This is a genomic window from Actinomadura xylanilytica (genome assembly GCF_030283145.1).
Classification (GTDB): domain Bacteria; phylum Actinomycetota; class Actinomycetes; order Streptosporangiales; family Streptosporangiaceae; genus Spirillospora; species Spirillospora xylanilytica.
This window is the reverse complement of the sequence record NZ_JASNWE010000004.1, coordinates 973,280-986,591: the sequence shown is the minus strand read 5'-3', so window position 1 is coordinate 986,591 and position 13,312 is coordinate 973,280. Positions and strand designations below refer to the sequence as shown.

General features: G+C 71.3%; 15 protein-coding genes. 4 read left to right on the top strand and 11 right to left on the bottom strand.

Annotated elements, in window-relative coordinates:
• Window positions 1-85: 85 nt before the first annotated feature.
• On the bottom strand, window positions 86-502 hold the full coding sequence (locus QP090_RS28365; RefSeq protein ID WP_285942521.1) for a hypothetical protein: 417 nt from the start codon (window positions 500-502) through the stop codon (window positions 86-88).
• Between the two features lie 199 nt (window positions 503-701).
• Between QP090_RS28365 and QP090_RS28360 the strand changes: the two genes are divergently transcribed.
• On the top strand, window positions 702-1,691 hold the full coding sequence (locus QP090_RS28360) for an ArsR/SmtB family transcription factor (RefSeq protein ID WP_285942520.1): 990 nt from the start codon (window positions 702-704) through the stop codon (window positions 1,689-1,691).
• Window positions 1,692-2,165: 474 nt separating this feature from the next.
• Here the strand turns inward: QP090_RS28360 and QP090_RS28355 are convergent, their stop codons facing one another.
• The 5 genes from QP090_RS28355 to QP090_RS28335 form a co-directional block, all read right to left on the bottom strand.
• Complete coding sequence (locus QP090_RS28355; protein ID WP_285942519.1) at window positions 2,166-2,423, bottom strand: hypothetical protein; 258 nt, start codon at window positions 2,421-2,423, stop codon at window positions 2,166-2,168.
• A 162-nt stretch (window positions 2,424-2,585) separates the two neighbouring features.
• Entirely contained in the window at window positions 2,586-3,776 is a 1,191-nt protein-coding gene (locus tag QP090_RS28350; protein ID WP_285942518.1) for a helix-turn-helix domain-containing protein, read from the bottom strand.
• 64 nt (window positions 3,777-3,840) lie between these two features.
• Window positions 3,841-4,485, bottom strand: a complete 645-nt coding sequence (locus QP090_RS28345; protein ID WP_285942517.1) for an HAD family hydrolase — start codon at window positions 4,483-4,485, stop codon at window positions 3,841-3,843.
• Complete coding sequence (locus QP090_RS28340; protein WP_285942516.1) at window positions 4,482-4,610, bottom strand: PNPOx family protein; 129 nt, start codon at window positions 4,608-4,610, stop codon at window positions 4,482-4,484. The genes QP090_RS28345 and QP090_RS28340 overlap by 4 nt, the downstream gene beginning before the upstream one ends.
• Before the next feature lie 68 nt (window positions 4,611-4,678).
• A complete protein-coding gene (locus tag QP090_RS28335; RefSeq protein ID WP_285942515.1) occupies window positions 4,679-5,272 on the bottom strand; it encodes a TetR/AcrR family transcriptional regulator in 594 nt (197 codons plus the stop codon).
• A 140-nt stretch (window positions 5,273-5,412) separates the two neighbouring features.
• On the opposite strand from QP090_RS28335, the gene QP090_RS28330 reads away from it, so the two are divergent.
• Window positions 5,413-6,381: an alpha/beta hydrolase family protein gene (locus tag QP090_RS28330; protein ID WP_432763083.1), complete on the top strand. Its 969-nt coding sequence runs from the start codon at window positions 5,413-5,415 to the stop codon at window positions 6,379-6,381.
• A gap of 5 nt (window positions 6,382-6,386) precedes the next feature.
• Here QP090_RS28330 and QP090_RS28325 read toward each other — a convergent pair whose 3' ends face one another.
• The 3 genes from QP090_RS28325 to QP090_RS28315 form a co-directional block, all read right to left on the bottom strand.
• A complete protein-coding gene (locus tag QP090_RS28325) occupies window positions 6,387-7,259 on the bottom strand; it encodes a hypothetical protein (RefSeq protein ID WP_285942513.1) in 873 nt (290 codons plus the stop codon).
• On the bottom strand, window positions 7,256-7,753 hold the full coding sequence (locus tag QP090_RS28320; RefSeq protein ID WP_285942512.1) for an RNA polymerase sigma factor: 498 nt from the start codon (window positions 7,751-7,753) through the stop codon (window positions 7,256-7,258). The genes QP090_RS28325 and QP090_RS28320 overlap by 4 nt, the downstream gene beginning before the upstream one ends.
• 154 nt (window positions 7,754-7,907) lie before the next feature.
• Window positions 7,908-9,557 (bottom strand): LCP family protein, encoded by a 1,650-nt coding sequence (locus QP090_RS28315; RefSeq protein ID WP_285942511.1) that lies wholly within the window; start codon window positions 9,555-9,557, stop codon window positions 7,908-7,910.
• 248 nt (window positions 9,558-9,805) lie between these two features.
• Here QP090_RS28315 and QP090_RS28310 point away from each other — a divergent pair, with 248 nt between their 5' ends.
• Entirely contained in the window at window positions 9,806-10,864 is a 1,059-nt protein-coding gene (locus QP090_RS28310; protein ID WP_285942510.1) for a glycosyltransferase family 2 protein, read from the top strand.
• Window positions 10,865-10,948: 84 nt separating this feature from the next.
• Window positions 10,949-11,719, top strand: a complete 771-nt coding sequence (locus QP090_RS28305) for a hypothetical protein (protein WP_285942509.1) — start codon at window positions 10,949-10,951, stop codon at window positions 11,717-11,719.
• Window positions 11,720-11,740: 21 nt separating this feature from the next.
• Here QP090_RS28305 and QP090_RS28300 read toward each other — a convergent pair whose 3' ends face one another.
• Both QP090_RS28300 and ispD read right to left on the bottom strand, forming a co-directional pair.
• The gene (locus QP090_RS28300; protein ID WP_285942508.1) at window positions 11,741-12,463 is read right to left on the bottom strand and encodes a glycerophosphodiester phosphodiesterase; all 723 of its coding nucleotides are present in this window, start codon (window positions 12,461-12,463) and stop codon (window positions 11,741-11,743) included.
• Window positions 12,460-13,167, bottom strand: a complete 708-nt coding sequence (gene ispD, locus QP090_RS28295) for a 2-C-methyl-D-erythritol 4-phosphate cytidylyltransferase (protein WP_285942507.1) — start codon at window positions 13,165-13,167, stop codon at window positions 12,460-12,462. Before ispD ends, QP090_RS28300 begins: the two co-directional genes overlap by 4 nt.
• Window positions 13,168-13,312: the final 145 nt, after the last annotated feature.

Sequence of the window (13,312 nt, the reverse complement as noted above, 5' to 3'; positions counted from 1 at the left end):
CGGGCGGGCCGGATCAGCCGCACCGCGATTCCGGCTGCACACCCCGCCCGGACTTCCCGTCCCTACGGTTCATGCCGCGCGTATGTCATTTCGCCTTGCTGCAGATGGCGTCGGGATTGCCTTGGCGATCGAACAGGCACACCCAGATCTTTTTGCCGGATGAGCCGCTGTAGAAGCCGGTGTGCTTCTTTCCGTGGTTGAGCGAGTGCCAGCCCGACAGTCGGGTGGGCTTGCCATTCTTGTAGTGATATAGGGCCATAGTGCAGTAGTCGCCCCACGACTGCACGAGCCCCTGCCGGTGTCTACCGGGGGTTCTGCCGTTCATCCATGCCTTGCAGCCGTTGCCGTAGCTGGTGTTGAGCGACACGCTGGAGCCTTTGACGTAGAACACCTTCCCGGCTGCCGATGCGCTTGAGCCGGTGGTGGTCTCCTGGGCTTGTGAGGTCGCCGGGACGGCGAACACCACGGCCGACAACGTGGCACACAGTGCGATTCGGATCATGTGGTCGATCCTGGGGCGACCTGACGTCGCCGACAAGTCCTTCCCGGCACGATGGGAAGCATGGATCTGTGGCACGGGTGGGCAGTTCGCGAGGCGCGCCAGGACTCGATTTCTGACGTGTTGTGGACAGGTGACGTGCTCACCTTCGCGCTAACATCAGAGATGCTGATCTGATGGCATAGGTGATTCACGGAGAAAGATGATGTTGCGCATCTTCTTTACCGGCGATGATCTGTCGAGAATCCGTCTCGCCGCGGGGGCGGACGCGATGTGGGAGATCTTGCTCAGCTTGCATCGGCTGCGCCGCCCCGAGGGCACAGCGGTATTCGCGGGATGGAAACGCCAAGTGCGGCCGAGTGTCCCGGCCTCCGCCCGCCTGCTGACCGACCTGGCCCCCGCGACGGGTTACGCGGCCGATTTCCTCACCCCGACCACCGGCACAGGTGCACTGGCCAGCGGCATTGAGGCACTGCGCAGCACGTCCCGATCCCGGTTGCGCACTGACCTCACCGAGCTTTCCACCAGGCACCCCGGTCGCCCCGTCCCCGCGTGGATCGGTCGGCTGGCAGCGGGGCGCCTTGACACGCTCGATCAGCTTGCCCATGCCGTCACCAGCTACTTCGATCGCTGCATGGCTCCGTACTGGGATGCACTCCAAGCACAGATCGACCGTGATCGTGCGCAGCGGCGCAAGGCTCTGGCCGAGGGCGGCTGGCCCAAAGTCCTGGAAACGCTGCATCCCTCGGCGCAATGGAGCTTCCCGGTCCTGCATCTGGACTACCCCGCCGACCATGACATCGTGCTGGACGGACGGGGCCTGGTCCTGCAACCGAGTTTCTTCTGCTGGGGCCCGCCGGTCGCCCTGCTCGATCCCTCGCTTACCCCGGTGCTCGCCTATCCCATTGCGCACTTGCTCGACTGGACCGGTCTGGTGTCATCCGCAGGCCGCTCCCGGGAATGCGCTTTGACGGCTCTGCTCGGACGCACCCGCGCAAACGTGCTGGAAGCCGTGGCCATGGGGGCCTGCAGCACTACCCAGTTGGCCGCCCGCGTCGCCATCCCGCTACAGACCGCCAGCCGTCACACCACCGTGCTCCGCGATGCCGGACTCATCACGACCCAACGCCTCGGCAAACGTGTCAACCACGCCGTCACGCCCCTCGGCCTGCTCCTCCTCGAAGGCAACTGAGCGACCACAGGCCGGTGCGGCCCTTCATGCGAGACCAGAGCCACGCCCCGCATCGCACAGCCATGAGGCCCCGGCGCGCCGTGTGGACATCGGGTGAGGACGAGCGCGTCCCCGTGCGGGTCGAGAATGATCGATCGCCCAGACCGGTCGGCGGCGGTGAAAGCGCCGACCGGTCAGAAGATGTTGACGCGCGTCCGTCGGGGGCTGCTCTTCCTAGCGTGCCGGGCGGGGCGCGCGGAATCTGCCACGCTCATGTGCCTGCCTCCGTCGTCTGTTCGGCGGCGCGGGGCCGGCTCCGCTTGAGGCGCGCGTCGCGGCACGCCGCCTGCAGTTCCGGCCAGGTGTTCCTATCGATGACCAGCGCCGGATCGACGTGATACCGCCCACGCCACGTTCCATCGGGGAGCCACGTCACCGTGAACTCCGGGATGGCCGTGAACGCGTCGGGACGGTCCTCCCCGGCTTGGGCGGGGCTCACCTTGTCCCGTCCGTCCACTCCACCGCACCGGATGCCTCGTCCCGCCGGGCCAGCCCGACCACGCCGAGCGTGATGTAGCGGACACCGCTGGCTCCGCCCAGCCGGACCTGACGGACGATTCCGGACGCTCCGGCGGGCGCGTCGGCAAGAGCTCGGTGGACGTGGCCGATCGCTCTTCCGTAGTCGTCGGTCACGCCGCCCGCTTGCTCGGCGTCCCACGCGAACAATTCAGGCGGTTCCAGTGGGTTGCTCATAGCCAGGACCTCGTTCCTGGTCAGGCCCCGGAGCACCGGTGTTCGCAGCACCGGCCGGGGCCGTCGTGTCTTCGGGAAGCGGCATGTGATGCCGACCTCTCTGATGCTGATGCTCTGCAAGGCATGCGAGTGACACATCGTGTGTCACCGGCTGTGAGCCGGCTAAATCGCGTGCGCCCACTCCGCGAAGGTGACCAAGGCGTGCGGTGGGGCGAAATGCAGGCGCAGTAGCGTTACGAGAGCATCTCGGACATGTGGATGCTCGCGAACGTGCTGGGGTGCGATCTTTCGGGCCGCCTGGAGCGACTGGAACGCCTCATCGCGGAGCCCCAGCCAGAGCCGGGCGCGCGCAAGGTCGATCAGGTAGTGCGAAGACCGCTCCGCGGGTAGTCCAGCCAGTGTCGTGCGGTCTGTCTCGTCCACGGATGACTCGGCTACGTTCAGGGCGCGCGACGCGTCACCCAGTTCCACCGCGACGGCGATCTCGTGTACGCGAAGGGACGCCGGACCAAAGGCGGTCCCGTTGTATATGCCCTCTGGCACCGATGCCGCGAGACGTTGGGCGTGTGCAAGGTGCTCGTCCACGGCCGCAGGATCATCGGTCGACCGGGCGGCGACGACTGCGGCCCGCATGTGCAGAGAGCCCGCTGCTGCCCGTGTCACCGGGGTTCCTTGCTGTGGGATCTCATCGATGGCGCTTTCAAGGGCGCGCATGGCGGGCGTGAGATTGCAACTCGCGAAGAACACCTCGGTGCGGACGTAAGCCGCCGTCGCCCGTAGAGCGGGGTCATCGGCCATATCGGAGGCTCGGCGCATCAGCTCGACCAGACGCGCGGACAGGTCGTAGTACCCGTACTTGTAGGCGACGGCGTCGGCAGCCCGGTACGCGACGGCCAAGAGTCCCGCAGTGGCCTGGAGTTGGAAGCCATGAGCGCCATGAGCAGCGCGCGTCAGTTCGGCCAGGAGAGGAGGCAAGGTCTCCACGAGCCGTGTGTACTGCGATGCCAGGCGCAGCCTCGTCGCCTCATCCGCCGCCTTGCGGAGCTGGTCCAGTGGGCGGATGAGGCCGTCTTCGGGTAGGTCGTAGGCGTCGATGACGGTACGGAGGCTCGGGATGGCCGCGTGTACCCGGCTATCGGTATCGAGGCGGCGGCCTGTCAGTGCATCGGGCTGGACGCCGAGGGCACTGGCGATGGCCTCCAGCGCTTGATCGCTCGCCGGACGGCGGCCCTGCTCGATCTTGCGAATGAGGCTGAGCGAGATGTGGGCCGACTCCGCGAGTTGCCGCTGGGTGAGACGTCGTGCGGTGCGCGTGGCCGCGATGCGGTCATTGGTTCGCCGTTCCGCATTCACTCGCGTCTCCGAAGGGTCGGTTCAATCGGAACCGTACCCGGACGGGCGCCACATGGCCGGGATGTCAGGAGGTCGTCAGCAGGGCCGGAAGATCGGTCAGGGAGTTGACGAGCCAGTCGGCCGCGCCTCCACCCGCAGGGTCGTCGGCCCACAGGTGGCCCCACGGTCCGCGCCGTACCATCGCCGTCCGTAGCCCGGCGGCGTTCGCCGGCCCGATGTCGTTGGCGGGATGGTCGCCCACGTACACGATCTCTTCTGGCTCGCCCGGCGTCCACTCGATGAGACGCTCGAAGAACGCGGGGTCCGGCTTGGCCACCCCCCACTCCTCGGAGGCGGCGATCGCGTCGGCCGGCAGGCCCAGCGCGCGGAGCAGCATGCCGGCACGCGCGGTCTGGTTGCCCGCGAGACCGACCCAGTGGCCCTGTCGGCGAAGCTCGGCCAGTGCGGGACGGACGTCCGGGTAGAGGTCGTCTTCGGTAAGGTCCTCGCCCTGCCCGGCGGCGGCACGGGCACGGCGTTCGGCGGACAGGTCCAGACCAGGGCGGACGAGGCGCAAGGCGTCGGCGTTGTCGCGTCCCAGCGCGGTGACGGCGCCGACGAGCGCGGACATCGTGTGCGATGGAACGCCGAGCCAGCGGGCCCACGCGTGCCATTCCCGGGTGTCGTCCACCAGGGTCTCGCCGATGTCGAAGACGACGGACGTGATCACACCGCGAGCCTAGAACCCTGGCCGCTCCGCTGCGGCGTGGCGGCGCGTCCGTCCGGCCCGATCGCGGCCAGCCGTCCCAGCAACTGCCCCTCCAGGTAGTCGCGCTCTGCTGCTGTGAAGACCATCGTCCATCTTCTTGGTTCGTGACAGTCCGTAACAGGGGCGCAGAGTGGGACCTCAAGTGCACTTGAGATCAAGGTGTCGCCGCCTGTAGTCCCCGAAGGAGCAGGTCGACCAGGCGGCGGGGGTCGTAGCGGGGATCGGTGTCATGCCCGATGCAGAGGTTGCCGATGCCGCGCATCAGCTCGAACGCGTGCGTGCCGGGCCTGATCTCGCCGGCGTCGGCCGCGGCGTCGAGCAGGTGCGCGCAGACGGGCACCAGGCGGTCGAGGAAGTAGGTGTGCAGCGCCTCGAAGCCGCTGTCGTCCGATTGCAGCGCGTTGGCGAGCCCGTGCTTGGTGACCAGGAAGTCGACGAAGAGGTCGACCCACTGGCGGAGTGCCGCGAACGGGGAGCCGGCGCTGTCCAGCAGGCTCGGGCCGGCCTCGGCGCATGCCTCGACCTGGTGGCGGTAGACGGCGACGACGAGGTCCGCCCGGGTCGGGAAGTGGCGGTAGATCGTGCCCATCCCGACGCCCGCCTTGGCCGCGATCTCGCGGATCGGCGCGTCCACGCCGGAGGTGACGAACACCGCGGCGGCGGCGGCGAGAAGCGCCTGCTGGTTGCGCACCGCGTCGGCGCGCTTGCGCCGGGCCGGTACCTCTCCGGACTGGCCTGTAGTGGGCACCACGCTCTCCTTCCGGCCCCGGTTGACAAAACGGAACACTGCTCCGTATGTTAATCGGAACAACGCTCCGCTTTAGTCTAGCTGAAGCCGGACGCGCCTGAACGCCTCCGCCGGCCGAACGGGACCGGCGGCAGAGGCCCATGAAGGGAACACGCACCGTGAGCGAATCGACCCATGCCTTCAGCCCGCCCACTCCGGTCCTGTCGGTCGGTCCGGTGGTGCTGCCGGCACCCGGCCGGGCCGTCGACCTGGAGATGCGGGTCTCCGTGCCCGTGACCGGGGGCGACCTGCCGGTCATCCTCCTGTCGCACGGCCAGGGCCACTCGAACAACCTCTCCTCGCTGAACGGCTACGCCCCCCTCGTCGACTTCTGGGCGGCGCACGGCTTCGCCGTGATCCAGCCCACCCATCTGAGCTCCACGACGCTGAGCCTGGACCACGGCACCCCCGGGGCGCCCCTGTACTGGCGGTCACGGGCCGAGGACATGACGCTCGTCCTCGACCGGCTCGACGAGATCGAGGCCGCCGTCCCGCAGCTCAGCGGGCGCCTGGACCACGACAGGGTCGCCGTGGCCGGGCACTCGATGGGCGGGCACACCGCGAGCCTGCTGCTGGGCGCCCGGCTCACCGACCCGGACGACGGAACCGAAGTGAACCTGGCCGAGCCTCGGATCAAGGCGGGCGTCCTGCTCGCCGCGCCCGGCCGAGGCGGCGACGCCCTCAGCAGGTTCGCGGCCGAGAACTACCTCTTCATGCTGACCCCGGACTTCTCCACGATGACGACCCCCACGCTCGTGGTCGCCGGCGACAAGGACGCCTCCGCCCACCTGACGGTCCAGGGGCCGGACTGGCACGCCGACCCGTACTTCCTCTCCCCGGGCCCCAAGTCCCTGCTCACCCTGTTCGGCGCCGAGCACGGGCTCGGCGGGATCTCCGGATACGACGTCGCCGAGACCACGGACGAGAACCCCGAGCGAGTGGCCGCCGTCCAGCGGCTCACCTGGGCCTACCTCCGCAGCGAGCTCTACCCCGGGGACCCCGCCTGGCAGGCGGCGCGTGACGCGCTGACGGCCGGCCCCGACCCGCTCGGACGGGTCGAATCCACGTGAGCGCCTCAGCGCTTGGTGGGGGCGACGGCGAGTTCGACGGTGCCCTTGGTCCTGCCGAGCCACGCGTCGGTCACGTACCAGGTGCCCGACACGTCCGCGGGCTTGAGGACGTGCTCGTCGTAGGACCACTGCGCCGGGCGCGGCTCGGGCGGGGCGGCCAGGTAGCGGCCTACCGGGAACCGGCGTGCGGCGAGGTCGCGGCGGACGTCGGCCACGGTCCGGTCGCGGAGCGTCAGGCCGGCGAGCGGTTCGTGGGGCGCCTTCGGATCGCCGGTGATCGAGTAGCCCTTGCCGGACCCCGCCGACCCGGTGAGCACGTAGCCCTCGCCGGGCCTGGCCGGCCGGCCGAACGTCAGCTCGATCCGCTGCCTCAGGCCCTTCGGGAGGCTGACGCCGGACGGGCACCACGTGTCGCCGCAGGCCCGGTCGGCGTCGAGCACCTTGATGGGGGGAGGGACGCGCGTTCCGGGCGCGCTGTAGGAGGCCATCCGGCCGACGAGGCCGGGGGAGGCGGGCAGCATCCGCAGGTCCACGTCCAGGCCCGCCGCGGCGAACTCCCGGCGGTAGCGGGCCGGGTCCGCGTCCGGGTCGATGATCCGCACCTCGATGCTCCCTCCCGTCCGGTGCAGGGACAGCGCCTGGGCCGGCCGCGGGCCCATCGGCGTGGAGGGCCAGCCGATGGCGGACACGGCGACGAGCGAGGCCGCGAGCGCCGCCGTGGCCGGCAGGGCGAAGGCCAGGCGCCGGCGCCGACGCCGCGCGGGCGGTGCCGCGGCCCGGGTCACCTCGTCCAGGATGCCCTGCGCTCCCGTCGCGCGGACGTCCCGGGCCGGGTCGTGCTCACCGATCATGGCTCTGATCTGTTCGATGTCGTTCATGAGAACCTCTCCTCGTAGGCGGCGGGCTCCGGCGTGCCCGCGAGCGCGCGGCGCAGGTGGTCGCGGGCCCGGTGCAGGCGCATCCCGGCCGCCGCGCGGGTGATGCCGACCACCGCCGCCGCCTGGCGCAGATCGAGGCCCTCCCAGGAGACCAGCAGGACGAGCTCGCGGTCGGCGGGCTTGAGGGTGTTCAACGCGGCGATCGCCGCCTCGCGGTTCACCACGGCGCCGGCGTGGTCGGTCTCGGACGCGGCGTCCTCATGCAGCGGCAGGGCCTCGCGGCGGCGTTCGCGGCGGCGCAGGTTCTGCGTCACGTTGCGCGCGGTGGCGTAGAGCCAGGGCAGCGGCTTGTCCACCGGGCAGCGGCTGCGCTTCTCCCACGCGATGCGGAAGGTCTCGGCGGCGACATCGGACGCGTCGGTGGCCCCGACCCGCCGCCAGGCGTAGCGCAGCACCGCTTCGTAGTGCTCCTCGAACATCCGCGTGAAATCCACGTCACCGCGCACGCATTCCCCCGTCCCTGGCCGTCTGCCCTCTTATGTCGGGGCAGAGCCGGATGTCACGGGCGATGTCAGGGAATCTGCCCGGCCCATGACGCGGCGAGCCCGGGACGGCCCGGCGGACGGTGGGAGTCGTCCGCCGGGCGGGTCACTTGCAGAGCTTCTGGGTGGCGGTGCCGGTCTCCGCGGCGGGGCTCTCGGACGTGGGCGACGACGAGGGGGTGGTCTTGACCTTCTCGGCCCCGTCCCAGTTGGCGCCGACCAGGACCTGGACGCGGGAGCCCAGCGAGTCGATCTGCTTGATCTTGGCGCCGGGGATGGCGGCGGCGACGGTCTTGGCCGAGTCCTTGCGGCCGGGACCGTACTGGATCACCGTCTTCTGGAGGCCGCGGCGGGCCACGCCCGGGACCACGGTGGTCTTGAAGCCGACCTTGTGCAGGTTGGCGCCCGCCTGGGTGGCCAGGCCCCTGGTGCCGATCGCGTTGAGGACGCGCAGCTCGATCTCGTCCGGGGGAACGGTGGGGGCGTCCGCGGCGGTGGGGGACGGGCTCGGCTCGGGCTTGTCCTCCTTCTCCATCGGCTGGTCGCGGCGGATCTTGGTGAACAGGTCGTCGGCCTTGCCCTGGTCCCACTGCACCGTCGACTGGGGGGTCGCGGCGTTCCACAGCACGACGTCGTAGGCCGGGTTGGACAGGGGGACCTTGCCGAAGGTGAGCTTGTCGGTGGACAGGTCCTTCATCTGGTCGGCCAGGCCCGGCAGGTTCTTGGCGAGCTTCGGGTCGACCCGCAGCGACTTGAGCGCCGCGTTCAGGAACCGGGTCGACTTCACCGGGTCGCTCAGGGTCTTGGTGGACAGGGCCTGCTTCATCATCGAGGCCATGAACTGCTGCTGGCGGTCGATGCGGCCGAGGTCGCTGCCGCCGGTCAGGGTGTAGCGGGCGCGGGCGAAGCCGAGCGCCTTGAGGCCGTCGACGTGGGACTTGCCGGACGGGAGCTGGAGGCCGCTCTTCCTGTCGTTGATCGCCTGCTCGGTGCAGACGTCCACGCCGCCGAGCGCGTCGACCATGTTAACGAAGCCGTAGAAGTTGACCTCGACGTAGTGGTCGATCGACACGCCGGTGGACTTCTTGATCGTGTCGACGGTCAGGTCGGGGCCGCCGAACTGGTAGGCCCAGGTGAGCTTGCCGGGACGGGCCCCGATCCGCGCGCCCTTGGCGCCCTCGGTGCCGTTGGACTTGTGCGCGGGGATGGTGACGTAGGAGTCGCGCGGCAGGCTCACGACGGAGATCCGGTCGTGGTCGCGCGAGACGTGCACCAGCAGCATGGTGTCGGACCGCTCGCCCGGCTCGTGGCCCAGCTTGGCCGCGCGCTGCTGCTCCTTGGTCAGCCCGTCGCGGCGGTCGACGCCGGCGACCAGGATGGTCATCGCGCCCTTCGGCGTGTCGCCGCCCTTGCCGAGCCCGCCGACCTTGACCTTGTCGATCGCCGCGCTCACGTAGTTCTGGAAGGCCCAGGCGCCGCCGGAGGTCAGCAGGACGAACGCCGACATCGTCCCGGTCACCATCAGGAAGCGGCGCTGCCGCCGGGCGCTCATCGCGGCCCGCGGGCTCAGCCCCGGGCCCGGCCGGCGCGGGCCGCGCGGCCTGTCGACCGCCACCCGGGGCGCGGGGACGCCCTCGACGGTCACGCCTTCGATGTCGTCGCCGTCGCCGGCGGCGTCGCCGCCCGCGGGGCGCGGGCGGAAGTAGCGCTCAAGGGGATCGGCGTCGCCACGATCCGAGTCGTGCCCGTCTGCCATTCTGGCGGCCCGCCTCCCGATGCCTCATCCGCGTGTTCTGACCCGAGTGCCCACCACTCTAAAGTGGGGGACACCCGTCCGTTCGCTACCGGGCCTTCGTGTCCTTGCAGTAACGTGGCGCCGTCTTGACCTCCACCCCGGCTGCCCGCGCTCACCAGGGTCGAGCGGGTGCGTCGCGGACCCGCTTGCAAGAGAGAGGAAGAGGGGCCGTCCCTCGGTCCATGGCCGGGGTGTGCCCGCGAGCCCAGATGAATCCCTCGCCCCGCGCGCAGAGCGCTCAGCACAGCCAGCAGCCGGAGCCACAGGCCGGCACCGGTGACCGCACGTGGCCCGCGGTGTCGGTGGTCATGCCGGTGCTGAACGAGGAACGGCACCTGACCGACGCCGTCCGGCGCATCCTCACCCAGGACTATCCGGGTGAGCTGGAACTGGTCCTCGCGGTCGGCCCGTCCCGGGACCGGACCGAGGAGATCTGCCGGCACCTGGCCACCGAGGACCCGCGCATCGTGGTGGTCGCCAACCCGACCGGCCGCACCCCGCAGGGCCTCAACATCGCGATCAAGTCGTCCCAGTACTCGATCATCGTCCGCGTCGACGGCCACTCGCTGCTGCCCGCCGACTACGTCCGCGCCGCGGTCGAGACGATGGAGGAGACCGGCGCCGACAACGTCGGCGGCATCATGGCGGCCGAGGGCGTCACCGGGTTCGAGCAGGCCGTGGCGCGCGCGATGACGTCCAGGCTCGGCGTCGGCAACGCCCGGTTCCACACCGGCGGCGAGGCCGGCGAGGTCGAGACCGTCTATCTCGGCACCTTCCGGCGCAGCGCGCTGGAGCGGGTCGGCGGCTACGACGAGACGTTCGTGCGCGCGCAGGACTGGGAGATGAACCACCGGATCCGGCAGAGCGGCGGGCGGATCTTCTTCACCCCGCGGATGCGGGTCACCTACCGGCCGCGGCCCAACCTGCGGGCGCTGGCCAAGCAGTACTTCCACACCGGCCGCTGGCGCCGGGTCGTCGGGCGCGAGCACCAGGGCACGCTCAACCCGCGCTACCTGGCGCCGCCGGCGGCGGTGCTGGCGATGGCGGCGGGCGCGGTGGCGGGCGCGTTCGGCTTCTGGCCGGGCTGGATCCTGCCCGGCGGCTACGCGGTCGCGGTCGTGGCCGGCGCCGCGGTCGAGGGACGGGGCCTGCCGGTGGCGGCCTGGGTCCGGCTGCCGCTGGTGTTCGCCACCATGCACGTCTCGTGGGGGGTGGGCTTCCTTACCAGTCCGCCCGGCCTCGGGCAGCCGAGTCCGTCGAAAAACTGACAAATCGGCTGAACTTTGCTGGTCTCGGGCACGTCTGAGGGTTAGGTTTGGCGCCATCGCGCCCCGATCCACGAAGAGGTGGCCATGACCAACGGTGCACGTCACGGGCTCGGCGTGGTGATCGGACTGATCGCCACGCCCCTGGTCCTGGCCGGATTGTGCTTCGGGACCTACCGGATGAGCCGCTTGGTCCGGATGTTCCTCATGCGGGACGCGGGATCCGAGCAGTTGACCTCGGCGGCTGTGCTCGTGGCCGTCGCCGTCGTGCTCGGGCTCGTCATGGGGTCGCGCCTGTCGCCGCTGGCGTCGCTGATCCCCGGGTTCGTGCTGACGGCCCTCGGGCTGCTGTGGGCCGTCGCGCCCCGCTGGGCGATGATCCACACGGCGCGCAAGCTGCCCGATGAGCTGGACTACGGCTACACCACCGCGGCGTCTCTCGGCCTGCTGTTGGTCATCGGCGTCGCCCTCGTCGTCGCGTCCCTGGCACCGTCGCGCTGGTCGGCCCGTTCGAGCCGTCCGGTCTCAGGGGCACCGGCGTTCGCCGGTCCCTACGGGCCGCCGCCGCCCGGACCGCAGGGACCGCCTCCCGCGCGCATGGACACCCCTCCGGCGCCCCAGTTGGGTCAGCCCGCGATCGGCCGGCATGCGCAGGACCAGCCGTGGCAGCCGCCCCAGCAGCAGGGCCACGGAGCCGTCCCGCTGCCGCCCAACGACGGCGGGTCCGGCGGGGCCGCCCCCGGGTCCGGGGCGCCGTCGGCGGCCGGCGAGTCCGGGGCGGACGAGCCGGCGGGCGAGTGGACGCAGATGTACGGCGGGGGCGACGACCGGCGCGGCGCGGGCCGCCCGCCTGCCTGACGCGGGCCACCCCGGACGGGGTCAGGCCAGCGCGGCGACCACGCCGGGGACGTCGTCGACGACCATCGCGTCGACCCCGGCCGCCGCGTAGTCGGGGGCCCGTTCGGCGCTGGGGCACCAGGCGACGAACTCCAGGCCGGCCTTGTGCGTCATGTCGACGCACTGCTCCAGCGGGCGCAGCCGGGTGTCGGGGTGGTCCAAGCCGCAGGAGCCGGTGTGCACGGCGACCGCCTGGAGGCCCAGCCCGGCCGCCGCGGGGACGGCGTGCCAGAGCGGGAACCGCAGCCAGGTCAGCAGGCCGAGCGGCACCTCCGGCAGCTCGTCGCGCAGGTGCAGCAGCAGCGACGGGTCGAACGAGGTGACCAGCAGCGGACGGCGCCGGGCCTCGCGGCGCAGCAGCGGCAGGAGCAGCGCGCCGGTGCGCCGGGACGGGGCGTCGACCGCGTCCTCCAGCACCGTCTTGACGTCCACGTCGACCGCGACCTCGGGCGGCAGCTCCGCGAAGAGCTCCTCCAGCCGGAGCAGGCCGCTGCCCGCGGCCGGGACGTCGACCAGGAACGCGCCGTCCGCGGTGGTGGGGTCGTGCCGCAGCACCAGGCCGTCGTCGGCGGTGCGGGTGACGTCGATCTCGACCCACGACAGGCCGGCCGCGATGGCGGCGAGTATCGCGGGCAGCGTGTTCTCGGTCCTCCCCTTGCCGGCGCCGCGGTGGCCGATGACGGTGGGGGTGTGCTCGAAGATCACGGGGTCTCCGGGGGGTCGGTGGCGAGATGCTCGGCGACGAGCACGTCCAGGGGGCGGGTGACCTTGAGGTTGCGCTCGCTGCCCTCCACCACCCGGATCGGCACGTCCGGGAGATAACGATGCACCACGCCGCAGTCGTCGGTGGCGAGCAGGTCCGGATCGGCGAGCGCCAGCTCGTAGGCCGCGCGCAGGGTGCCGAGCCGGAAGCCCTGCGGGGTCTGGAAGCGGCTCATCGACGCGCGCGGCGGCATCGCGGCGACCAGCCCGCCGGCCACCTCCACGATCGTGTCGGGGGACGGGACGCCCACCGCGACCGCGTCGTGCTCGTCCAGCGCGGCCAGCACCCGGTCGATCACGCCGCGGCCGACGAACGGGCGGGCCGCGTCGTGGAGCAGCACCCGGGTGCCGTCCGGCCGCCCGGCCAGCGCGCCGAGCGCGGCGGCGGTGGAGGCGGTCCGGGTGTCGCCGCCCTCGAGCACCGCGATCACCGCGCGGAACGGCGCGGCGAGCGCGGCGGCGGCGCGGATGTGCCCGGCCGCCATCACGACCAGCACCTCGTCGACGCCGGGATGGGAGTCGAAGGCCGCGATCGCGTGCGCCAGGATCGGCCGTCCGCCGACCTCGATGAGCTGCTTGGGCAGCGGGCCGCCCACCCGCTGCCCGGTGCCGCCCGCGAGCACCACCGCCACCGTCTGCGTCGTCATGTCTCCTCTATCCGGTATCGCGCCGGGCGCCCCGGCCGGTGAACACGGTCTCTTGTGACGTAGTGTCATCTGAGGGATACGCTGTGTAGCCGCCCGCACCCTTGTTCCCTGTCTTCGCGGTGCGGCCAGACGAGGCCGGAGGCGC

What these genes read in the sequence shown, in the direction of transcription:
- QP090_RS28315 (WP_285942511.1), bottom strand. Translation starts at nt 9,557, where the DNA reads ATGGCAGACGGGCACGACTCGGATCGTGGCGACGCCGATCCCCTTGAG.
- QP090_RS28360 (WP_285942520.1), top strand. Translation starts at nt 702, where the DNA reads ATGATGTTGCGCATCTTCTTTACCGGCGATGATCTGTCGAGAATCCGT.
- QP090_RS28310 (WP_285942510.1), top strand. Translation starts at nt 9,806, where the DNA reads ATGAATCCCTCGCCCCGCGCGCAGAGCGCTCAGCACAGCCAGCAGCCG.
- QP090_RS28325 (WP_285942513.1), bottom strand. Translation starts at nt 7,259, where the DNA reads ATGAACGACATCGAACAGATCAGAGCCATGATCGGTGAGCACGACCCG.
- ispD (WP_285942507.1), bottom strand. Translation starts at nt 13,167, where the DNA reads ATGACGACGCAGACGGTGGCGGTGGTGCTCGCGGGCGGCACCGGGCAG.
- QP090_RS28340 (WP_285942516.1), bottom strand. Translation starts at nt 4,610, where the DNA reads ATGGTCTTCACAGCAGCAGAGCGCGACTACCTGGAGGGGCAGTTGCTG.
- QP090_RS28365 (WP_285942521.1), bottom strand. Translation starts at nt 502, where the DNA reads ATGATCCGAATCGCACTGTGTGCCACGTTGTCGGCCGTGGTGTTCGCC.
- QP090_RS28355 (WP_285942519.1), bottom strand. Translation starts at nt 2,423, where the DNA reads ATGAGCAACCCACTGGAACCGCCTGAATTGTTCGCGTGGGACGCCGAG.
- QP090_RS28305 (WP_285942509.1), top strand. Translation starts at nt 10,949, where the DNA reads ATGACCAACGGTGCACGTCACGGGCTCGGCGTGGTGATCGGACTGATC.
- QP090_RS28330 (WP_432763083.1), top strand. Translation starts at nt 5,413, where the DNA reads ATGAAGGGAACACGCACCGTGAGCGAATCGACCCATGCCTTCAGCCCG.